Source organism: Lysobacter sp. N42 (assembly GCF_004344885.1).
Genome location: NZ_SKFB01000002.1, coordinates 255,360 through 277,695, shown reverse-complemented (window position 1 = coordinate 277,695; position 22,336 = coordinate 255,360). Strand labels below are relative to the sequence as shown.

Sequence of the window (22,336 nt, the reverse complement as noted above, 5' to 3'; positions counted from 1 at the left end):
ACAAGTAAAAAACGGAATGAGTCAGAAAAAAGTTTTATTAGGCATAGCTGCTTATTTCACGTATAATTCGCGCGAATTTTTGTACTGGGCGTCGTTTCGCCCCTAGTTTATCGAATTGGAGTGAAAACATGGCTTTGGAACGTACTCTTTCCATCATTAAGCCGGACGCTGTTGCGAAAAACGTAATCGGCGCCGTTGTAAACCGTTTTGAAACTGCTGGTCTTCGTATTGTTGCTCAGAAAATGATGCATTTAAGCAATGAACAGGCGGAAGGTTTCTACGCTGAACATAAAGAACGTCCTTTCTTTGGCGCTTTAGTTGAGTTCATGACTTCTGGCCCAATCGTTGTAATGGCTCTTGAAGGTGAAGACGCGGTTCGTAAAAACCGTGAAATCATGGGTGCTACTAACCCTCAAGAAGCTGCTGCGGGAACTCTTCGTTCTGATTTCGCAGAAACTATCGACGAGAATGCGGTTCACGGTTCTGACGCAGTTGAATCTGCAGCCCGTGAAATCGGTTATTTCTTCAACGACGAAGAAATTTGCTCACGTACCCGCTAAAATAGTCTTTAGGGTCACGTTGAGAAAAAGGGGCTTCGGCCCCTTTTTTAGCAGTGTATAGATTAAAAATGTTTGAGTTTGTGCGACGACTAAACACAAGCTTGTGTCATCAGAGGTTATGGTTATGTCTGAAGCGAAAAAAGTAAATTTACTAGACTTGAACCGCAAAGGGATTCACGAGTTCTTTGCGGAGCTCGGGGAAAAACCATTCCGTGCAGACCAAGTGATGAAGTGGATGTATCACTTTTGTGTTGACGACTTCGAGCAAATGACAAACTTGAACAAAAAGCTACGCGCTAAACTTGCGAGTATTGCTGAAATTAAAGCACCTGAGATTAAAACTCAGCAGCTATCGAGCGACGGCACAATCAAGTTTGCTATGGAACTTCCCGACGGTCAGGAAGTTGAGAGTGTTTGGATACCTGAAGACGACAGAGCTACGTTGTGTGTGTCGTCTCAGGTTGGTTGTGCTTTGGAGTGTACGTTTTGCTCAACGGGTTACCAAGGCTTTAACCGAAATTTGCGTGTTTCCGAGATCATTGGCCAAGTTTGGCGAGTGAATAAGCTTTTAGGTCCGGTAGGGGAAACCAACATCAAACCCGTCACCAACGTGGTCATGATGGGTATGGGCGAGCCTTTGTTAAATATGAAAAATGTGGTTCCAGCAATGGAACTCATGATGGACGATTTAGCATTCGGGCTTTCTAAGCGTCGTGTAACTTTGTCAACTTCAGGTGTTGTGCCTGCGCTGGACTTATTGCGTGATCAAATCGATGTGGCGTTAGCTATTTCATTACACGCCCCGAACGATGAACTCCGTAACGAAATTGTGCCCATTAATAAGAAGTACCCAATACAACAGTTTCTTGAGTCTAGTCGAAAGTATGTAGATGTGTCGAAAGCGAATAAGAAGGTGACGGTGGAATACGTCATGCTTGATCATGTTAACGACTCGACCGACCAAGCGCACGAGCTTGCGAAACTACTTAAAGACACTCCGAGTAAAATTAATTTGATACCGTTTAACCCATTCCCACAGTCAGATTTCGGGCGTTCAAGCAATTCTCGTATCGATAGATTCGCAAAAGTATTGATGGAACATGGATATACCGTTATCGTAAGGAAAACTCGTGGTGACGACATCGACGCTGCTTGCGGACAATTAGTGGGTGATGTGGTCGACCGGACAAAACGCTTACTTAAAAAACAACAAAAACAAAAAGGCGGCCAGGGAATCGCAGTAAAAGCGGTGTCCTAGCAAGCAGGGAGCGCAACAGACGCACTCAGGGAATGGTCGTGCGCAAAGAAATCAGGCTCTCATGACACAAGACATAGATCAGCAAGACCAAGAACAAAATACAACGGCTTTAAGGCCGGGCGACATTCTGCGCAGTGCTCGGGAAGCAAAAAAACTGTCTACTCAAGAAGTGGCAGACCATTTGCGCTTGCGTAAGCAGTTGGTTGAAGAAATCGAAGACAATAGATTCGACCCGAAAGTAGCAGGTACTTTTACTCGAGGGTACTTGAGAGCCTACGCGAAGCTTGTCGAAATTCCCGAAGAGGAAGTTATTGCGGCATATTATGAGTTAGGTATTGAAGCTCCGCGCAAAGACTCAATGCAAAGCTTTTCTCGCAGAACCAAACAACAAACTGCCGACAGCCGACTCATGCTCATCACCTATGTCATTGCGGCTGTTATTGTTGCTTCAGTTGTGTTGTTTGCGTGGCAGCAAATTAACCAAGAAGAAATGCCTACAACGTCGTCGATGATGCAGCAAGACTCCGCACAAATGGATGTGGAAGACGCTATCGCGAGTGCTTCTGAAGAGGAGCCAGTAGTAACGACTCCAGATGAAGTAATTGATGATATGACTGAGTCAGCTACAAGTGCTGACTCTACTCAAACAAATATCTTACCTGTTGAAACGCAAACTGCAGGTGATGCTTCAAGTACAGAAGCACAAACTTCGGAGCCTGCAGAGCAGCAAGAAAGTAACCAAAGCCAGACTGCGGGAACTGATAATCAAGTTGCTGAATCTCAGACGAATGAAACTGCGGCTGTTGAAGAACCACAAGCGAGTGCTCCAGATCCTTCTGCGCAGGCAATGTTGACGATTGATGATGTGGACCCTAACTCAGGTGACTTGGTGTTCTTCTTTGAAAACGACTGCTGGGTTAGAATTGATGACGCAACGGGTGAAAATGTGGCCGGCGGCGTAAAGCGCGCAGGTTATATTATGGCGCTGAATGGCGAAGCCCCGTTTCGTATAGAGCTAGGTGCTCCTGAAGTGGTAGAAATGTGGTATCAAGGTGAACGTGTCGACATGGCGCAGTTCAGACAAGGTCGCGTGGCGCGGTTTACTTGGCCGGTACAAACCATCGAGCAATAATCTGTTAGCGAATGAATTGATGAGAAGTAGTTCATGACCCCCGAAAACACTATTCAACGCAGAAAAAGTAGACGTATTTATGTAGGCGACGTGCCTATTGGTGATGGTGCGCCTATTGCTGTGCAGTCGATGACCAACACGTTAACGACTGATGTCGACGCTACCGTAGCGCAGATAAAAGCTATTGCTGCGGCAGGTGCTGATATTGTTCGTGTTTCTGTGCCTACAATGGATGCTGCGGAGGCGTTTAAAGCGATTCGCGCTGCAAGCCCAGTACCACTCGTTGCAGATATCCACTTCGATTACCGTATCGCATTAAAAGTGGCTGAGTATGGGGCAGACTGCCTACGTATCAATCCAGGAAATATCGGTAATGAAGAGCGCGTTCGCGCCGTGGTTGATGCAGCACGAGACAAAAATATTCCTATTCGAATTGGCGTTAATGCCGGTTCTCTTGAGCGCGACTTGCAAGAAAAGTATGGCGAGCCTACTGGTGCCGCGTTAGTCGAGTCTGCAATGCGACATGTAGAGCATCTTACCCGACTAGACTTTCAAGACTTCAAAGTGAGTGTGAAAGCTTCTGATGTATTTCTAGCGGTAGACGCGTATCGCTTGTTAGCTAAAGAAATAGACCAGCCTTTGCATTTAGGTATTACAGAAGCTGGTGGCGCGCGCAGCGGTGCAGTGAAGTCTGCGATCGGCTTAGGCATGTTACTGGCTGAGGGTATTGGTGACACATTGCGAGTGTCTTTGGCAGCGGATCCTGTTGAAGAAGTTAAAGTAGGCTTCGACATTCTGAAGTCATTAAGAATTCGTGCACGTGGTATTAATTTCATTGCTTGTCCAAGCTGCTCAAGACAAGAGTTTGACGTTATTTCTACAGTAAACGCGTTAGAGCAACGGTTGGAAGATATTACCGTACCTATGGATGTTTCGGTGATTGGCTGTGTAGTTAATGGCCCAGGAGAGGCGCAAGTCGCGCACTTAGGACTAGCTGGCGCGAAAACCCGAAGCGGATTTTATATGGACGGAGAACGTCAGCGAGAGCGTATTGATAACGACAATATTGTTGACCAGCTAGAAGCTAAAATTCGTGCTTACGCTTCACGTTTAGACGATGAAAAGCGTATTCCGGTCACTCAAGTCAAAGAAGCAGAGTAAATTCGTTAAGGTACGTTTTACCTACCAGCGTAAACACCCTATAATGCCCCATTTTGAGAGAAGAAGGCCGAAATTGTGGCGACGCAAATTCAAGCAATTCGTGGAATGAATGACATCTTGCCAGAGCAAACAGCGCGCTGGCAGGTGCTCGAGCAAAAAATACGAGATCTTGTTAGTAGTTATGGCTACCAAGAAATTCGTATGCCGGTTGTTGAACAAACCGATTTATTTAAACGCTCGATAGGTGAAGTGACTGACATCGTTGAGAAGGAGATGTATACCTTCGAAGACCGCAACGGTGACAGTTTAACCTTGCGTCCAGAAGGTACAGCAAGCTGTGTGCGAGCAGGTAACGAGCACGGTTTGCTCTACAACCAGCAGCAACGTTTGTGGTATTTGGGCCCAATGTTCCGCCATGAACGTCCTCAGAAAGGCCGTTATCGTCAGTTTCACCAGCTTGGTGTGGAAGTGTTTGGTTTGCAAGGTCCAGACATCGACGCCGAACTTATTCTTATGTCTGCACGGTTATGGCGTGCGTTAGGTATTTCAGAGCATTTAACGTTAGAGTTGAACTCGTTAGCTTCAAACGAAGCGAGAGCGGAGTACAGAGCTGCGTTAACGGAGTACTTAAGAGCGCACGCTGAACAGTTAGACGAAGACAGCTTGCGTCGCTTAGAGTCGAATCCTCTTCGGGTATTAGACTCTAAGAATGAAGACGTACAGGCTGTGTTGGCTAACGCGCCAAAGCTCTCCGAGTATTGGGATGAAGAGTCGCGGAGTCACTTTCAGCAGTTGTGCCAACGGTTAGACGCTGCGGGTATTACTTACCAGCACAATGAGCGCTTGGTACGCGGGTTAGACTATTACAACCGTACGGTGTTTGAGTGGACTACCCAGTCTTTAGGTGCTCAAGGTACAGTGTGTGCGGGTGGACGTTACGACGGATTAGTGGAACAGCTAGGTGGTAAAGCTACCCCAGCCGTAGGTTTTGCATTGGGTATGGAGCGTTTGGTTTTAATGCTCGAACTTGCGGAAACCTTAACTATTCCTCAACCTGTTGATGTTTATGTAAGCGCAATGGGGGAAGTTGCGGAACTTCCTGCAACAACCATTGCCGAAAAGCTTCGAGACGCATTACCGCAATTACGTATTATGCAGCATTGTGGTGGTGGCAACTTTAAGAAGCAGCTTAAACGCGCAGACAAGTCTGGAGCCCAAATAGCAGTGATTATGGGTGAAGATGAAGTAAATAATGGTACAGTTTCAGTTAAATATTTACGCGAGGACAAACCTCAATCTTCAATGACGGTTGATGAGTTAATTAAGTTCCTGAGCAGTTTTTAGTAGTGGTTTGTTAAAGCCAGTACACGATTTTTAAAGAGGAAATATCAGTGGAAAACGAAGATCAACAAGTTGAACAGGTAAAGTCGTTTATTAAAGAATACGGTCCATGGATCGTGGGCGGCTTAGTTGTAGGCCTAGGACTTATGTTTGCTTGGCGCAGTTTCCAAAGCGCACAGTTAGCGGAGCAACAAGCGGCCACCGCGCAGGTGAAGCAAATTGTTGACCAATTAGACGCTGAAACAAGTGAAGTTATTGAAGCGCAGTCTGTGCTTGGTGAACTAAGTGACAGCGACTATGCCGCGTTAACCCGTCTTGTTGTTGCTAAGAGTGCGGTTGCTGCAGAGAACCTTGAAGAAGCTGCAACTCAACTTGAAATGGCGATGAATGAGTCTACCAACGCACAAGTGACTAGCATTGCTGCACTTCGTTTAGCTCGCGTAGAAATTGCTCTAGGTCGTTACGACAATGCTTCGAACGCATTGAGCCAAGTTACGGTTACAAGTTATGCGGCGTTGAAGTCTGAAATTGAAGGTGACTTGCACCTTGCTCAAGGTAATGAAGACGCGGCAAGAATGGCTTACGCTTCTGCACTTGAAAGCAGCGAAAGTGGCATGAATCGCGTTTTACAAATGAAACTGGATAGTTTGGCGGTTAATCCATGATCAAAGGTATTCAAATTACATTCGGTTTAATGCTTTCTGCTGTTGTATTGGCAGGTTGTTCGTCGAATGACGTTCAGCGCCATGCAGACTTACAACCCATTGAAGCAACAACACAAGCCAATGTACTTTGGTCTACAAAGGTTGGCTCGGGTAGCGACGACTTCTATTCGCGTTTACAGCCAGTGTATGAAGACGGTGTGCTTTATGTTGCCGACCGTCATGGCCTTATTGTGGCGCTTAGTGCAGAAGACGGCTCAACAATTTGGGAGCGAGAGCTCTCTGAAGACGGTCGTTGGTTCGGACGTTTAACTCGTGGTGAGTCGGCACGCATTTCTGCGGGCCCTAAACTTGTAGACGATACCCTGTACATACCGTCAGAGAATGGTTTTTTATTCGCATTAGACAAAACCAATGGTGAGACCAAGTGGTCCGCTCAACTGCGTGGTGAACTTGTGAGTGAACCCGCTGTCGGTGAAGGCTTTGTGGTTGCGCACTTAGGTAACGGCTTCATCGTAGCTTTAGACGCCGAAGACGGTAGCCCTGTTTGGGAATACGAAGAAGAAACTGCGTTGTTAGGACTACGAGGCACTTCAACACCAACCATCGTGAGTGGCGGTGTAGTGCTTGGTACGGCAACCGGTAAAGGGATTGTTCTCTTGTTAGACGGTGGTCGCTTAGCCTGGGAGCAACGTGTTTCAGCACCAACAGGTAGCTCTGAATTAGAGCGAATGGTCGACGTAGACGGTTCGCCTTTAGTCGCTGGCTCAAATGTGTATATGTCCGCTTTCAACGGCGAAACCATCTCACTTGCACTTATGAGTGGCGAGATTGAATGGAAACGCGACTATGCTAGTGCAAGACAATTACAATTATTACGCAACAGGTTATTGGTGGTTACACAAGAAGGTCATGTAATCAGCGCTGACCGTTTTTCGGGTAACGAGCGCTGGAGAAATAGCGACCTTTATTATCGCAGCGTAACTGAGCCTGCATTACAAGGTAACTACTTTGTAGTGGGTGACCGTTTTGGCTACCTACATTGGTTAAGTATTGACTCAGGTGAAATTGAAGGTCGTTTACTTCTCAATGAAGACGACCAAATTCATACTGCACCGGTCGCTGTAGAAGACAATATCGCTGTACAAACAGCATCAGGTCGAGTGTACCTTATCGAAACTCGATAAGTACTCGACCTTATTAAGGAATAAAAATGTTGCCAGTAGTGGCCCTCGTGGGCCGTCCGAATGTCGGTAAAAGTACTTTCTTTAACCGACTCACTCATAGCCGGGACGCTCTAGTAGCTGACTTCCCTGGCCTTACTCGTGATCGCCAATACGGCAGAGGCCGATATGACGGTTACCAGTTTATTGTTGTAGATACTGGTGGTATTCAAGGCGACGAAGAGGGTTTAGACCGATTAATGGCAGAGCAGTCTTTGCAGGCTGTTCATGAAGCTGACTTGGTTCTTTTCCTTGTTGACGCTCGAGACGGTTTAACTGCCGCAGATGAGTTTATTGCCGACTACCTTCGCCGCCAAGAGAAGCCTGTGAAGCTGGTGGCAAACAAAGTGGACGGTATCGACGGCGACTCAGCCAGCGCTGAATTCTATAAGCTTGGACTTGGCGATGTTTGGCAAATCGCTGCGGCTCATGGGCGTGGTGTAGGGAAGTTATTAAAAGCGAGCTTTGCGCCGTTAGTAGAAGACTTTCCAGACTTAAAAGAACCCGAGCCTGAAGAAATAGACATTGAAGAAGACAATGTGTACCAAGCTCCAGACCCAGACACGCCTATAAAACTCGCTATCGTTGGGCGCCCGAACGTAGGTAAGTCAACGCTTACGAACCGGATTCTAGGCGAAGACCGTGTTGTGGTTTTCGACATGCCAGGTACAACCCGCGACAGTGTTTATATTCCTATGGAGCGCGATGGTAGGGCCTACACCCTAATCGACACCGCAGGTGTTCGTCGCCGTGGTCGTATTGGCGAAGCAGTCGAAAAGTTTTCTGTGGTGAAAACCTTACAAGCGATTGAAGACGCTAACGTTGTCATTATGGTGATTGATGCTCGCGAGAGTATTGGTGACCAAGACCTTAACTTGCTTGGCTTTGTGTTGAACGCAGGTCGCTCTGTAGTTATTGCTGTGAACAAGTGGGACGGCCTTGAGCAAGACGCGAAGCAATGGGTGAAAGACGAGCTCGACCGCCGTTTAGGCTTTGTCGACTTCGCTCGCATTCATTTTATTTCGGCGCTGCACGGTACCAACGTGGGACACTTGTACGAGTCGGTACAAGAAGCTTATGCGAGCGCAACTAAGCGAGCCGGTACTGCTCATTTAACACGTATTTTGACTTCTGCCGTGGAAGAGCACCAACCGCCACTAGTGCGCGGTCGCCGCGTGAAGCTAAAATATGCCCATGCAGGTGGTTATAACCCGCCTCGTGTAGTGATTCACGGTAACCAAGTGGACGATTTGCCGGAAAGCTACAAGCGTTACTTAATGAACTATTTCCGTCGTTCGTTGGGCTTAATGGGAACACCGATTAAGATTGAAACTCGCAATAGCGACAATCCGTTTGCGGGTAAAAAGAATAAGCTCACCATTTCACAACAGCGCAAGCGTAAACGCATGATGCGCTTTGTGAAAAAGTAAACCGACCTAAAGAATACCGCCGCTATTGTTGTTGCGGCGGTGTTTCATGAGCATCTAGCGCTTCAACATCTACCGCGTCATACACGTATTCTGTTAAGCAGTAGTCGCAGGTAAGCTTTAGCTCACCATCTTCTTGAATAATTTCTCTGAGTTCGTTGCGGTCAATGCTGCGAAGCGCAATAGCAGTGCGTTCACGACTACAGCCACATACAAACTGTACGTTTTGTGGCGGATAAAGCGTAAGTTCGTCTTCATGGTATAACCGATGAAGAATAGCTTGAACGTCTAGTCCGAATAACTCTTCTGCGGTAAGCGTCGCTGCTAGTGCAACCGTGTGTTCAAAGCCCGAGTCGTCTTGTGATGTACCGGGTAATACCTGTAAGAACAAACCGCCGCAATTCATGTCAGCTGTGTCGGCATGTAGCCATACGCGCGTAGGTAACTGCTCAGACTGCTGGAAGTAACGCTCTATGGCGGCACTCAAATTATCGTCTTCAATTTTCACCACGCCTTGGTATTGCTCACCCTGGGAAGGGGTTAAAGTAATAATGAGCAACGCGTCATTTCCAATTAAAGCCGGAAGGTTGTCTTGTTCAATTTCACCGACAACACGTGCAACACCACGCAATGACTGGTCGTGTGAGCCGTTCACGGTAGCGTAGTTCACAGGGCCATCGCCTTGCAGCGTGACATTTATGTGGCCTTCGAACTTTAATGTTGCGGTAAGCAAGCTTGTCATCGCCAAAAGCTCGCCAAGTAGTTTCTTCACTGGCGCAGGGTACTGGTGACCTTCGCATAAGTCGGAAAATACTTTATTTAACTGTACGACTTCGCCGCGCACGTCATAGTCTGAAAACGTAAAACGGTGAATGGCATTGGCTTTTGCTGACATGCTAAATCCTATTGGTTTTTAAACTTAATCAAATCACGCCGTTGTTTCTTGTCTGGGCGTTGTTGAGGGTGCGGATTATACAACGCATTTGCTTTTCGTGCTGCAGCATTCTCTTCGCGTTTTTTAATACTGGCTTCTGTTTCTTCATAAAGCGTTGCCGCAATGTCTGCACCACGTCTTTGATCACTTAATGCAGTGACAATAACAGTGACGCGGTCATATCCTCTGGGAATGACTAATTCGGCACCTATTTCGACAACCTTAGCGGGCTTAGTTCTTTGTCCGTTATATTGAACTTTTCCTGCCTGAATGGTCGAACGTGCTAGCCCTCTCGTTTTGAAAAAACGAGCAGCCCAAAGCCATTTGTCGAGTCGCACTTGTTCTTGCTGCATACCAGTATCAAAGGGTTGTGAAATGAAGAATGATTTTAACATGAAAGAGCATAAACTTTGATGGTCAGTATTTTATGTTATGAGGTTGTTGCATACAGGTGCGCAGTATAGAATGTTGATTCAACTACCAAGAAGTAAATAATAAGTGGTTCATACAAGTACATTAATTAACCGCCTGGGCAATCCTAATTTGTTGCGGAATGTTCTCAATTTAGTCGCAGTGCTATTACTGGGGCTTTCGGCTATTTGGTTAGCGAAGATTACTTGGGCTCTAATTACGCCCGCGCCGGCGATTAATTCCACAGCTATAAATATGAGTAATGTGTCTGTGAGTTCAGACCGCGGTGTGAATGTACGTCGCATCCAGCAACTTCATCTTTTTGGAGAAGCCTCAAGCGGCGCAGCACAACAGGTTGTGGATGCGCCAGAAACAACACTTAACGTAAGGTTGGTGGGGGTAACTGCGAGTAGTAACCCAGAATTGTCAGCAGCAATTATTCAACAAGGCAGCAACCAGCAAACGTACATACCGGGCGACACAATTCAAGGCAGCCGTGCCGTGGTAAATGAAATACTTAGCGATAGAGTTCTACTAGAAAATGGTGGTCGCGTGGAAACGTTATGGCTTGAAGGTCGAGACGGTTCTGAAGCTCCGTTGAGCTTGGTCACTTCTTCTTCGAGTTCTACCGCTCGTAATGTAGCTGCTGAGCAAAATGACGTAGAGTTGAGCTCGCAACAGCAAGAGTTATTAGACCTTATTTCTATTCAGCCCGAGAGAAACGGCTCCGAACTTTTAGGATACCGAATTAGTCCGAAGGGCGACGCCGCTAAGTTTGCCGAACTTGGTTTTGAGGCAGGCGACATAGCCATCGCCATTAACGGATACGACTTAACCAATATGGTTGAAGCTGTAGAGCTTATGAACGAAATTCAGGGTATGACAGAAGCCCAAGTCAGTGTTTTACGTAATGGTGAAATCATCGACATTGATATTTACCTGACCAGCGAATAGGTAGCAAAGAATGATTTTTTTGAAACGGATTGGAATCGTATGCATAGCAGCCTGTGTACTGAGTACACCTGTCTTTGCACAGCAAGGGCAAGCATCTGCACAGCAGGAAGAATTTTCTGCGAGTTTCCGTAATACAGATCTTAATGAATTTATTCAGGTTGTAAGTCGCAACTTAGAAAAAACCATCATTGTTGATCCAGAGGTTCGAGGCCGCATAAATGTTCGCAGCTATGACGTGATGAACCGCGAGCAGTATTATCAGTTTTTCCTCAGTGTGCTTTCTGTTCATGGTTATGCCGTGATTGAAATGGAAAGTGGCACGTTAAAAGTCATTCGCGATCGAGACGCGAAAAATGCACCTTCTCCTGTTGTTGATGAAGGTCAGAGTGAAGGAGACGAGTGGGTTACTCGTGTTGTGCCGTTACAAAATGTATCTGTTCGAGAGTTAGCGCCTTTATTGCGTCAGTTAAACGACCAAACTAGCGGTGGTGCAGTCATGCACTACGACCCGTCGAACGTGATTCTGATTACCGGCCGAGCAGCTGTGGTGAATCGTTTGGTGGATATCATTCGCCGAGTCGACCGTGTTGGCGACCAAGACGTAGAAATTGTTCAGCTCGAGCATGCATCTGCTTCGGAAATGGTTCGCATAGCTGAAAGCGTGTTTGCCCAACAAGGTACAAATACGCCGGAAATGTTGCGCCCCCGGGTAGTTGCTGACGAGCGTACTAATCGAATTTTAGTGAGTGGTGAAGAGCGTGCTCGTGAACGTGTTATTCGCTTAATTCGTCAACTCGACCAAGAAATGGAAACTAGCGGTAACACCCGAGTTTTCTATCTTCGCTATGCTAAATCAGAAGAAATGGTTGAACTGCTACGTGGTATGACAGACACCTTAATTGCTGAAGAGCAACGTGCAGGTTCTGGAACCAACACTCAGCAGCGTCGCTCTGGCCCGGAAGTAAGCATCGAGTCTCACGAAGCCACAAACGCGCTAGTGGTTACAGCCCAACCCGATCTATTGAATGCCATTGAAAGTGTTATAGACCAGCTCGATATTCGCCGTGCTCAAGTTCAAGTTGAAGCCATTATTGTTGAAGTATTTGAAGGCGATGGCACCGACTTTGGTGTCCAGTGGTTAAGTGAAGACTACGGCATGTTACAGCACTCTAATGGTACACAAGTACCACTAGGGCAATTGGCTGTAGCGGCAGAACAAGCGCAAGGGCGTGAAGGTTCAGAAGTTACCCGTGTAGATAACGCAGGTAATGAATTTACCACGCGTGAACCAGACGAGCGTGGCGACTTCACCTTGTTGGCGCAATTATTAGGTAATGCGAATGGGTTGTTGTTCGGTACGGTGGAAGACACCTGGGGTGCGGTAGTTCAAGCGGTAGCTACGAACACCAATTCTAATATTCTTTCAGCGCCAAGCATTACCACGTTAGACAACCAAGAAGCCGTGTTCCTTGTAGGTCAGGAAGTACCGACCATTACTGGCTCTACTTCAGGCTCAAATAACAACAACCCTTACCAAACGGTTGAACGGACCGAAGTAGGTATTCGCTTACGTGTTACCCCGCAAATTAACGAAGGTGACGCGGTTCAGCTTCTTATTGAGCAAGAGGTTTCAAGTATTGCTGGCGCTACTGCGGTAGATATCACATTTAATAAGCGTGAAATTCAAACCACAGTGCTTGCGCGCGACGGCCAAACCATTGTATTGGGTGGCTTAATTGATGAAGACGTGCAAGAGAGCCTCTCAAAAGTTCCGCTTCTTGGAGACATTCCACTCATTGGACACTTATTTAAATCAACAAGCGTAAGTACTAGAAAGCGTAACCTCATGATCTTTATTCGTCCGACTATTATTCGTGACGACGCGACAATGACAGGGTTAAGTCGTCGCAAATATAGCTTCATTCGTGCGCAGCAGCTTATGCAGCAAGACCAAGGTGTTTCACTTCGAAGCCGAGACGTTATCCCAGTTATTCCTAACTGGCCTGAAGGCGAACCGATGCCGCAAGAGCTAGAAGAATATATGCGCGAGCGTTTTGAAGCGCTAGACGAAGCTATGGAAAACGAGGGTAACTAATGACCTCGCAAGCGGACTCTGTTTCTCAAGATCTACCGAGTGAGGAAGTCCTCGCTTCGGTAGACAATGGGCAAAAGCTAAGATTGCCGTTTTCTTTTGCAAAACGCTTTGGTGCAGTTTTAGTGTGGGAGGGGGAGAACCCTATCCTTCATGTTCGTGAAGGCGTAACTATTGCTACTTTGCATGAAGTGAAGCGGTTTACGCGTGTGCAGTTTGCTATTCAAGAACACCCAAAAGAAGCGTTCGACCTCCTTCTAGGAAAAGCGTACCAACGTGATTCTTCTGAAGCTAAGCAGCTAATGGAAGACATTGGTAACGAAGTGAACTTGTTCTCACTGGCAGAAGAGTTACCTAAAACGGAAGACTTGCTAGACAGTGAAGACGACGCGCCAATTATCAAATTAATCAATGCGATGTTGAGTGAAGCCATTAAAGAAGGTGCTTCAGACATACACATTGAAACGTTTGAAAAAGACCTAATCATTCGCTTCCGTATTGATGGTGTACTTCGCGAGATACTTCGCCCGCATCGCAAGCTTGCTTCGTTACTGGTGAGTCGTATTAAAGTAATGGCTGAGCTGGATATTGCAGAGAAGCGTGTACCGCAAGACGGTCGTATCTCTCTGCTTATTGCAGGCCGAGCAGTAGATGTTCGTGTGTCTACTATGCCGTCGAACCATGGCGAACGTGTAGTGCTTCGTTTGTTAGACAAAAACAACGCGCGGCTCGACCTTACCGAGTTAGGCATGACGAAGGAGAATAGGGCGCATTTCGCAGACCTTATTCATAAACCGCACGGCATTATTCTCGTTACCGGCCCAACGGGCTCGGGTAAAAGTACTACGCTGTATGCGGCGCTCTCTGAAATAAACACCAAAGACCGTAATATTTTGACGGTTGAAGATCCGATTGAATACGCACTGGAAGGCGTAGGCCAAACTCAAGTAAACCCCAAAGTGGACATGACTTTCGCACGTGGATTGCGCGCTATTTTGCGCCAAGACCCCGATGTCGTGATGGTGGGTGAGATTCGTGACGCTGAAACCGCACAAATTGCCGTACAAGCCAGTTTAACGGGACACTTGGTACTTTCAACGTTGCACACGAATACGGCTTCAGGCGCTTTAACGCGACTTGAAGACATGGGTATAGAACCTTTCTTACTGTCGTCGAGTTTGCTAGCCGTGTTGTCCCAGCGTTTGGTACGTACGCTTTGTGGCAATTGTAAAGAATTGCATGAAGCAAGCGCCGATGAGTTGTCGTTGTTGGGATTACCTGAAAGCGAGAAAGCTCAGATATACCGGCCTAAAGGGTGTGCCGAGTGTAACCACACCGGGTATCGCGGTCGAACCGGCATCCACGAACTTTTGGTGATTGATGAGAAAACCCGAGAGTTGGTTCACAATGGCCATGGCGAGCAAGCTATCGAAAAATATGCGCGTCAGAAATTCCCGAGTATTCGCCAAGACGGACGCGACAAAATTCTTAAGGGCATGACCTCGTTAGAAGAAGTGCTTCGTGTCACTCGGGAGGAATAAATGCCTGCGTTTGCCTACGAAGCCCTCGACTCGAGTGGAAAGAAGAAAACGGGTGTTCTAGAAGCCGATACAGAACGTCAAATACGCCAGCAACTTCGTGCGCAGGGGTTATTCCCCATGTCGGTGGAAGCCGCAGACGCAGAAGAAAAGAAAGCTTCGAAACGCAAAGGAAGCCTGTTTCAACGTGGAATTAGCACTTCGGAGCTGGCGCTTATTACGCGTCAACTCGCAACACTAATTTCTGCAGCTTTACCCATTGAACAAGCGCTTTACGCCGTAGCCGATCAAACTGAGAAACCTCGTGTACAAAAAATGCTCATGGCAGTGCGCAGCCGTGTTGTTGAGGGTTATAGCCTTGCCGACGGAATGCGTGACTTTCCAGCCATTTTCGACGATTTGTTTTGTGCCATGGTTGCCGCTGGAGAAAAGTCGGGTCACCTCGACGAAGTTTTAGAGCGTTTAGCAGACTATACTGAGCAACGACAAAAAATGAAAAGCGAGGTGGTACAAGCCTCAGTTTACCCAGCCGTACTCACACTTGTTGCTGTTGCCGTGGTTTCCTTCCTGCTCGCTGTTGTCGTTCCGGAAATTGTCGAACAATTTAGCGACCTCGGTGCTGAACTACCGTGGGTAACGCAAGTCTTAATTAGCATCAGCAGCGCGTTACAAAATTACGGCCTTTATATTCTTGCGGCAATCGCTATTGGTCTAGTGGTTTGGGGCAGAATGATGAAGCAAAAAAGCTTTCGCTATAAAGTTCACAGCAAGTATCTTTATCTTCCTATGATTGGAAACTTGGTTCGCGGTGTGAATACAGCACGGTTTGCGCGAACATTAAGTATTCTGACAGCGTCAGCGATTCCTTTGCTCGACGGTATGCGTATTACGTCGCAGGTTATGGGTAACCTAAGAATGCGCGAGGCCGTTGAGAAAGCTGCGGACGACTTGCGAGAAGGGTCGAGTTTAAAGGCGGCACTGAGTAAAAGTAAGTTATTTCCACCGATGATGCTGCATATGATTGCTTCTGGCGAGCGCAGTGGTGAACTTGAACAAATGTTACGGCGATGTGCAGACACTCAAGACAACGAATTTTCCAACACCGTAAATGTAAGTTTAAAGATATTTGAGCCTCTGCTTATTGTGAGCATGGCGGCCGTGGTGTTATTTATTGTGCTGGCTATCATTACGCCAATTATGAATTTGAATCAACAGATAGGAATGTAATATGAGTATGTCCAAGCAAAGAGGTTTCTCACTTCTAGAGCTTATGGTTGTTATCGTGATTTTAGGTATCTTGGCAACCATAGTGGTACCGAATGTATTTGGGAACAAGGAAACTGCCGATCGCCAGAAGGTGGTGAGCGACTTAACCGCCTTGGAAAATGCTATGGAGATGTACAATCTAGAAAACGGTAATTACCCAACCTCGCAACAAGGTTTGGAAGCATTAGTGAGCGAGCCGCAAGTGAACCCACGCCCACGCAACTACCGTACCGGTGGATATATTCGTAGATTACCGAACGACCCTTGGAATAGTCCTTATCAATTGGTGAGTCCTGGCCAGAACGGTCGTTACGACATTTTCTCAATGGGACCAGATGGGCAAGCTGGTACGCAAGACGACATTGGCACTTGGAACATGAACGATACGAGCAGCAACCCTTAATATGTTTGTTCCGCGGCGATCACAATTAGGTTTCACGCTTGTTGAGGTTATGGTTGTCGCCGCAATTGTGGGTTTAATGGCTTGGGTTATTGTTTTGCAATTGCCAGAGCGAAGTTCGGAGCAAACTCCGGACGAAGTTGCCGAAGAGTTCGCGCAACAATTTAGGCATGTAAGAGAGCAAGCATTGCTTCGCCAATGGGTTGCAGGCATAGAGTTTAAAAACGATGGCTATCGCTTTGTATTATGGAATGAGCAAGGCTGGCAAGTGATTAACCAAGCGCCAATTACCCCGAAAGACCTTTCTGAACACTACCAAATTGTATTTATTCCAGGCGACTTTGAACTGCTTCAGAACGAAGACGCGATGGACTCGTTAACTTTTAGCTCTATCGATGAAGACGACGAAGACCGCGAAGAAGACGAAGAACGCAAAATAACACCGCAGGTTATTATTTTCGAAAGCTCTGAATTTGTTCCTTTTCGTGTCCAGTTCCGGCCGATTACGGACCCTGATGCTACGGTAAGTTTTGACGGCAGAAGCGGCGTTGAACTGAATCAGGTTGAAAACGCAATATGGTAAAAGTTCGCGGATTCACGCTTATTGAAGTTATGGTTGCCTTGTCGATTTTCGCGCTTGGGGCACTCGCTGCGCTTACGGTTGCTACCCAACATATCGCCAGCACGCAAAGGCTAGAAGCTCGCTATTACGCACAATGGATCGCCAGTAACCAGTTGGCAGTGGTGAAAACAGAAGTAAAGGAAGGGCAGTGGCCGCCTCGAAATAATCAACGTGGTGAAATGGAGCTTGCCCAGCGTGAATGGTACTGGCAGGTGCAGGTCGTTGAAACAGTCACCGAGGATTTGCGTGAAGTTACCGTTCGAGTTCGGGCAGAACAAAACGGACAGGTGCTCGCTGAACTAAGTACGTTTGTGGGGAGGCGTTAATGAAACAACGCGGCTTCACCCTCATTGAAGTGGTTATTGCCATCGCTATTCTGGCAATTATAGGACTTGCGAGTTCTTCTGTGTTGCTACAAATGACTCGAGCCGACGAGTCCTCGCGTCAGCAGCAAGCAGCCATAAGTGAATTACAGTTCGCCTTTTTACTCATGGACCGTGATATACGGCAAATGGTTGCTCGCCCTTTGCGCAGCACTCCCATTGAAAGGCGCCAAGTTTATGCCGTGAATGACGGTGGCGTTGTCGACAGCGACATGGGTGGAATGGGGTTTGTACGTGCGGGTTGGCAGAATCCTGGAGATGTTCTTCCGCGTTCGCAATTACAACCGGTTGCTTATCGAGTACGCGACAATGTATTACAGCGTGTTCATGCTCCATTTGTTGACGATGCTTCAGGTGAGCCAACAGTGCAGAACTTGCTAGAACATGTGGTAAGTTTTGAAGTGGTTTTTGAACGCGCAGGCGAATCGTTTGAACGTTGGTCTGTCGAAGGTCAACTTCCCGACATTGTACGGGTGAAGCTAGAGCACGAGTATTTAGGTATCTTTGAAAGAGTATTATTAACCTCGGGGCCAATACCCATGGGTGAGGTGCGGCAAGAATCGGGGAATGGTTCGGAGGATTTGAATGCGCCGAACTAAACAAAGACAACAAGGTGTAGCCATTATCACCGTTTTATTGGTGATTGCGATTGTCGCCGCCATTGCCGTGAAAATGAGCGGCCAATTGCGTTATCAATTGGCACGTACTGGTGCCCATGAGTCTTCGGAACAAGCCTATTGGCATTGGTTAAGTGCGGAAGCACTGGCACAACAAGTATTACTTGGAGTGCAAGAGGAAGAGGAAGGAAAGTTTAATTTGCAACAGCCATGGGCGCAGCCTCAAGGACCGTTCCCGGTTCGCGGAGGTACGATAGGCGGTCAACTGAAAGACTTGCACGCATGCTTTAATATTAATAGTTTGGCGCTCCAGGAAGGTGAGTCGGCTGACCGGGAAATGGCAAAAGAGCGCTACCAAGCGCTGCTTGAAGTCTTAGAGTTTGACTCTTATAAGGCGGAAAGATTGACCGCAACGCTTATGGACTGGTTAGACGAAGACAGCATGTTGCATGAGTCTATTGGTGCAGAAGACCCAGACTATGAGTCGTTGCCGCAACCTTATTTGGCGGCCAATACGTTGATGAGCCATATTTCAGAGTTACGACAAGTTGCTGGTTATACTCGCGAAGTTTATCAGCAGCTTCGGCCTTATATTTGTGTTATTCCTAATGTTCGTGAATGGAATTTTAATTTAAATACCGTAGATCCTGAAAAGGCAGAAATTGTTGTTGCGTTTTTTCGAGGCGCTATCGATATTTCTGCCGCAGAGTCGCTTATTGGTAATCGTCCAGAGCAAGGTTATGATACGGTAGATGACATTAAACAAGACCCTGGTTTGCAAGCATTAAACGAAGCAGGAAACCAAGGCTCAGATTTTGAAGACTTAACGCTCACCAGTGAATATTTTGAGCTGCAGGCGCAAATTCAATATGGTGAATTAGAATTATATGGAACATCGATTTTACAAGTTTCGCAAGGGGCGAGCTTTGTATTACACCGTTCTCGTGGAGGATACGTAGAGAATGAGTGAAGTAGCAGTTATTCGTTTACCCGCAGAGGCAGAGCAGGCTGTTTTCTGGCATATAGAAAATATGCAAACGCATGAAATTATTGCTTCGGGGCAAGGAAACGGTTTACACAGTTTACCGGAGGTTGCCGAGCAGATAGGTAATCGAGCGGTGTTCATTTTAGGCGCTGTGTCCGCCATGAGTTTTCATGCGTTAGAGCTGCCGGCTAAGTCGCGCAGGCAAGCGGCTCAAGTGATTCCTTTTGCGCTAGAAGATGAAGTGTCCCAAGACGTAAGCGAATTGCATTTTTCATGGCCCGCAGCGTCATCGCCGCAAGCTGAACTGCCCGTTGCAGTCATAGCGAAGGCACAAATTAAGATTTGGCTAGACGCATTGAAGCGCGCCAAGCTTTCATATCAGGGTATTTATCCCGACGCTCTGGCTTTACCTTTGCAAGAGGGCACTTGGTCGGTTGCGCAATTTAATAACGACTGGGTTGTACGAAAGTCTCTTTATGAAGGACTTTGCGTTGAGCCTGAATGGTTTGCGGTAAGCCAAAGCGATCCAGAAGAATTGCCGAGCTCGATTAGAGCATTTGGCGAAGTTCACTGGCCAACACCTCCTGCTCCCATTACAGACGCAGAGGTAGAGCTGGCACTATCGGCCATGCTGAATACCCTTTATAACAATCCAGCGCAAAATATTAACTTGCTGCAAGGTGAGTTTCGGCAGAAGGAAAAGAAACAAACGAGTTTGGGTGTCTTCAAGTTCCCTGCTTTTGCAGCAAGCGTGTGCTTGGTGACCTACTTAGTTATGCAAGGCGCTTCTATTTGGTCGATGCACCGCGAAGCAAATGCCTATCAAGAAATTACGCTGTCGCACTATCAACGCATTAATGCTTCAGCGTCGCAATTACCGAATAATGTGCGCAGGCTTGTGGACAATGAGCTTACTCGTTTGTCGGGTGGCGCTGCTGGTGGTTTCCTAGATTTAATGAATGCGTTAACGCCAGCATTCTCCTCTGTAGAGCTGTCGCTTAATGTTTTGCAGTTCGACCAAGCGAACCAAGAACTACGTTTACAAGCAAATGGCCAAGATTTCCAAGCGTTTGAGCGATTCCAAGCCGCGGTTCGCAATCAGCAACTGGAAATAGAGCAAGGGCAACTGGTGAATCGTGGCGGACAAATTTCAGGTTCTATGACGATTCGAGGAGGTGCGTTTTGAGTAACAAGTTAAAACAGCTTTCTCAGAAAATTCAGACGCAACTAGCTCCTTATCAGCAGAAATGGAATGCGTTACAGGCGCGCGAAAGAACGCTATTAACTACGCTAGCCGTGTTGCTTTTAGTGTGTGGATTTTGGTTGGGTATATGGCAGCCAATTCATAACGGTATCGCTAGTGCACAACAACGGCTTGATAACGAAAGAACGTTGGCAACATATGTAGAACAACGTGTGGCGCAAATTGTGGCGTTGCGTGCAAATAGCCAAAACAGCGGAAGCACAACGGTTACCGATTCTGCATTGAGTGGTGAAATTAACCGTATAGCGAATGAACTAGAAATGGTAATTACACGGATACAAACCCAAGAACGCTCGCGCGTTTTAGTGGTGGACGAAGTTCCATTTGAAACGGTACTTGCGTACATAGAACGGCTAAGTTCTGCTGGCGTTATTATTGAAAGTGTAGACGTGTCTTCGGCGAATGAGCCGGGCCGTGTTCGTGTGCGTAAATTACAGGTAAGAGCCGCAGGATGAAGTTTAAGTTAATTTCCTTAGTCGTTATTGTTTACCTAGGTGCGTTGGTGGTGTTCCTTCCCGCACGTATGGTCACTCACTGGGCACCTATTCCGCAATCGGTACACATTTCAGGTGTAACGGGAACTATATGGAATGGGACAGTGGACACCGTTCAAGTGCAGGGGCGCGTGGTGAAAAACATCGCATGGGAAATATTCCCGTTAGCGCTATTCACCGGAAAGTTAGCCACCAAGGTGAGCGTACAGAGCGGGCAATCTAATCCATTTGCACTCAATGGCTATGTGAATGCCAGTATGTCTGGTGTTAGTGTGGAAGAACTTATGGTTCGTGGTGACTTAGAGAAAACCGTAAACTGGTTAGACATACCCGCTGCGGCATTGGTCCCTGTTCGGGGGGAGTACACATTGCATATTGAAGAGTTTAATCAGGGCCAACCGCTATGTAGTGCTTTGAAAGGACAAGGCAGAGCGTTTGATGTAACCACCCGAATTGGACAGAGTTGGGAAAGCGTGGGCGACTACCAAGTCACGGCTCAATGCGACTCTGGAGAGGTGGTATTGAATATGCCAGAAGACAATATGCTAGGTATTTTCTTTAATCTACAATTAAGCAACACTGGCTATACCTTAAACGGACACCTAAAGCCGACTGCACAGGCGCCTCAAGTGATACGTGACGCGTTACGCATGGTGGGTAACCCTAACAGCCAGGGGCAATACATATTTAGTGCAGAAAGCCGCTAAAACCGAATTATTTAGTTACGAAGAACAAAGTTACGAAAAACAAAGCTACAACAAACGAGGAAACATAAATGGATAACGTTTTAAGTTGGTTTGAAGAGAACCAAGAAGCCATACTTCTTCTTGTCGGAAAAATTGCAGTTGCGCTTATTATCCTCGTTGTGGGATTTATGCTCGCTAAGTTTATTTCGCGCAGTTTGTCGAAACGACTGGGTAAGTCTTCAGTAGACAATGCCGTCGTGTCGTTCATTGCGGCTATCGTGCGCACTATTATCGTCATCGCAGCTCTGCTTATGGCGCTTTCGCACGTAGGTATTCAAACTACGTCATTTATTGCCATCTTAGGTGCTGCCGGTTTAGCTATTGGCTTGGCATTGCAAGGCTCGCTTTCTAATTTTGCTTCGGGCGTGCTAATTATGATTTATCGTCCGTTTAAGTCGGGCGACTACGTAGATGCAGGCGGTATTGCAGGCTCTGTGGAAAAAATTGAGCTATTCACCACTGTGCTAAAAACACCAGACAATAAAAAAGTGATTGTGCCTAACTCACGCATTACTGGCTCTGAAATTACTAACTTTACGGAAGAGCCAACACGACGTGTAGATATGGTGATTGGTGTGTCTTACAGTGCTAATTTGCAAAAAACTAAGCAAGTGTTGCTAGACGTCATAAATGCAGACGAGCGTACCTTGCCGACTCCCGCGCCAAATGTGGCAGTAAGTGCATTGGGTGACTCATCAGTAAACTTTATTGTTCGCCCGTGGGTGAAAAGCGAAGACTACTGGCCGTACATGTGGGAAAACTTAGAAAAAATTAAAGACAAGCTTGATGAAAACGGTATTGGCATTCCGTTCCCACAAATGGATGTGCATATTCAAAAAGACGATTAGTTCTTCGAGCTGTTTATC

At 46.9% G+C, this 22,336-nt stretch carries 23 protein-coding genes; 21 read left to right on the top strand and 2 right to left on the bottom strand.

Annotation, left to right across the window (positions count from 1 at the left end):
* Positions 1 to 128 precede the first annotated feature (128 nt).
* The 8 genes from ndk (at position 129) to der (ending at position 8,767) form a co-directional block, all read left to right on the top strand.
* On the top strand, positions 129 to 560 hold the full coding sequence (gene ndk, locus EYQ95_RS06505; protein WP_111915097.1) for a nucleoside-diphosphate kinase: 432 nt from the start codon (positions 129 to 131) through the stop codon (positions 558 to 560).
* Positions 561 to 678: 118 nt separating this feature from the next.
* Complete coding sequence (locus EYQ95_RS06500) at positions 679 to 1,818, top strand: bifunctional tRNA (adenosine(37)-C2)-methyltransferase TrmG/ribosomal RNA large subunit methyltransferase RlmN (protein ID WP_207916246.1); 1,140 nt, start codon at positions 679 to 681, stop codon at positions 1,816 to 1,818.
* A 61-nt stretch (positions 1,819 to 1,879) separates the two neighbouring features.
* On the top strand, positions 1,880 to 2,950 hold the full coding sequence (gene rodZ / locus EYQ95_RS06495) for a cytoskeleton protein RodZ (RefSeq protein ID WP_111915095.1): 1,071 nt from the start codon (positions 1,880 to 1,882) through the stop codon (positions 2,948 to 2,950).
* A 33-nt stretch (positions 2,951 to 2,983) separates the two neighbouring features.
* Positions 2,984 to 4,111, top strand: a complete 1,128-nt coding sequence (gene ispG, locus EYQ95_RS06490; protein ID WP_111915094.1) for a flavodoxin-dependent (E)-4-hydroxy-3-methylbut-2-enyl-diphosphate synthase — start codon at positions 2,984 to 2,986, stop codon at positions 4,109 to 4,111.
* A gap of 75 nt (positions 4,112 to 4,186) precedes the next feature.
* Positions 4,187 to 5,455: a histidine--tRNA ligase gene (gene hisS / locus EYQ95_RS06485; protein WP_111915093.1), complete on the top strand. Its 1,269-nt coding sequence runs from the start codon at positions 4,187 to 4,189 to the stop codon at positions 5,453 to 5,455.
* Positions 5,456 to 5,502: 47 nt separating this feature from the next.
* Entirely contained in the window at positions 5,503 to 6,117 is a 615-nt protein-coding gene (locus EYQ95_RS06480) for a tetratricopeptide repeat protein (protein WP_165831957.1), read from the top strand.
* The gene (gene bamB / locus EYQ95_RS06475) at positions 6,114 to 7,301 is read left to right on the top strand and encodes an outer membrane protein assembly factor BamB (RefSeq protein WP_111915091.1); all 1,188 of its coding nucleotides are present in this window, start codon (positions 6,114 to 6,116) and stop codon (positions 7,299 to 7,301) included. Before EYQ95_RS06480 ends, bamB begins: the two co-directional genes overlap by 4 nt.
* A gap of 26 nt (positions 7,302 to 7,327) precedes the next feature.
* A complete protein-coding gene (gene der, locus EYQ95_RS06470; RefSeq protein WP_111915090.1) occupies positions 7,328 to 8,767 on the top strand; it encodes a ribosome biogenesis GTPase Der in 1,440 nt (479 codons plus the stop codon).
* Between the two features lie 22 nt (positions 8,768 to 8,789).
* On the opposite strand, the gene hslO is transcribed toward der, so the two are convergent.
* Positions 8,790 to 9,659, bottom strand: coding sequence for an Hsp33 family molecular chaperone HslO (gene hslO, locus EYQ95_RS06465; protein ID WP_111915089.1), 870 nt, complete (start codon positions 9,657 to 9,659; stop codon positions 8,790 to 8,792).
* An 8-nt stretch (positions 9,660 to 9,667) separates the two neighbouring features.
* On the bottom strand, positions 9,668 to 10,093 hold the full coding sequence (gene hslR / locus EYQ95_RS06460) for a ribosome-associated heat shock protein Hsp15 (RefSeq protein ID WP_243618921.1): 426 nt from the start codon (positions 10,091 to 10,093) through the stop codon (positions 9,668 to 9,670).
* Between the two features lie 103 nt (positions 10,094 to 10,196).
* On the opposite strand from hslR, the gene gspC reads away from it, so the two are divergent.
* The 13 genes from gspC to EYQ95_RS06395 all read left to right on the top strand — a co-directional run bounded on the left by gspC (position 10,197) and on the right by EYQ95_RS06395 (position 22,318).
* Positions 10,197 to 11,063 carry a type II secretion system protein GspC gene (gene gspC, locus EYQ95_RS06455; RefSeq protein ID WP_111915088.1) on the top strand — a complete coding sequence of 289 codons (867 nt, stop codon included), beginning with the start codon at positions 10,197 to 10,199 and terminating at the stop codon, positions 11,061 to 11,063.
* A 10-nt stretch (positions 11,064 to 11,073) separates the two neighbouring features.
* Positions 11,074 to 13,158 (top strand): type II secretion system secretin GspD, encoded by a 2,085-nt coding sequence (gspD, locus tag EYQ95_RS06450; protein ID WP_111915087.1) that lies wholly within the window; start codon positions 11,074 to 11,076, stop codon positions 13,156 to 13,158.
* Positions 13,158 to 14,696, top strand: a complete 1,539-nt coding sequence (gene gspE, locus EYQ95_RS06445) for a type II secretion system ATPase GspE (RefSeq protein ID WP_111915086.1) — start codon at positions 13,158 to 13,160, stop codon at positions 14,694 to 14,696. The genes gspD and gspE overlap by 1 nt, the downstream gene beginning before the upstream one ends.
* Positions 14,697 to 15,920 (top strand): type II secretion system inner membrane protein GspF, encoded by a 1,224-nt coding sequence (gene gspF, locus EYQ95_RS06440; RefSeq protein ID WP_111915085.1) that lies wholly within the window; start codon positions 14,697 to 14,699, stop codon positions 15,918 to 15,920.
* A gap of 1 nt (position 15,921) precedes the next feature.
* A complete protein-coding gene (gspG, locus tag EYQ95_RS06435; protein ID WP_111915084.1) occupies positions 15,922 to 16,362 on the top strand; it encodes a type II secretion system major pseudopilin GspG in 441 nt (146 codons plus the stop codon).
* A 1-nt stretch (position 16,363) separates the two neighbouring features.
* A complete protein-coding gene (gene gspH, locus EYQ95_RS06430; RefSeq protein ID WP_111915083.1) occupies positions 16,364 to 16,942 on the top strand; it encodes a type II secretion system minor pseudopilin GspH in 579 nt (192 codons plus the stop codon).
* Entirely contained in the window at positions 16,936 to 17,307 is a 372-nt protein-coding gene (gene gspI, locus EYQ95_RS06425) for a type II secretion system minor pseudopilin GspI (protein WP_111915082.1), read from the top strand. The genes gspH and gspI overlap by 7 nt, the downstream gene beginning before the upstream one ends.
* Complete coding sequence (gene gspJ / locus EYQ95_RS06420) at positions 17,307 to 17,963, top strand: type II secretion system minor pseudopilin GspJ (RefSeq protein ID WP_111915081.1); 657 nt, start codon at positions 17,307 to 17,309, stop codon at positions 17,961 to 17,963. The genes gspI and gspJ overlap by 1 nt, the downstream gene beginning before the upstream one ends.
* A complete protein-coding gene (gene gspK / locus EYQ95_RS06415) occupies positions 17,950 to 18,951 on the top strand; it encodes a type II secretion system minor pseudopilin GspK (protein ID WP_111915080.1) in 1,002 nt (333 codons plus the stop codon). Before gspJ ends, gspK begins: the two co-directional genes overlap by 14 nt.
* A complete protein-coding gene (gene gspL / locus EYQ95_RS06410) occupies positions 18,944 to 20,152 on the top strand; it encodes a type II secretion system protein GspL (RefSeq protein WP_111915079.1) in 1,209 nt (402 codons plus the stop codon). The genes gspK and gspL overlap by 8 nt, the downstream gene beginning before the upstream one ends.
* Complete coding sequence (locus EYQ95_RS06405; protein WP_165831956.1) at positions 20,149 to 20,685, top strand: type II secretion system protein M; 537 nt, start codon at positions 20,149 to 20,151, stop codon at positions 20,683 to 20,685. Before gspL ends, EYQ95_RS06405 begins: the two co-directional genes overlap by 4 nt.
* Positions 20,682 to 21,431, top strand: coding sequence for a type II secretion system protein N (locus EYQ95_RS06400; RefSeq protein WP_111915077.1), 750 nt, complete (start codon positions 20,682 to 20,684; stop codon positions 21,429 to 21,431). The genes EYQ95_RS06405 and EYQ95_RS06400 overlap by 4 nt, the downstream gene beginning before the upstream one ends.
* A 68-nt stretch (positions 21,432 to 21,499) precedes the next feature.
* A complete protein-coding gene (locus EYQ95_RS06395) occupies positions 21,500 to 22,318 on the top strand; it encodes a mechanosensitive ion channel family protein (protein WP_111915076.1) in 819 nt (272 codons plus the stop codon).
* Positions 22,319 to 22,336: the final 18 nt, after the last annotated feature.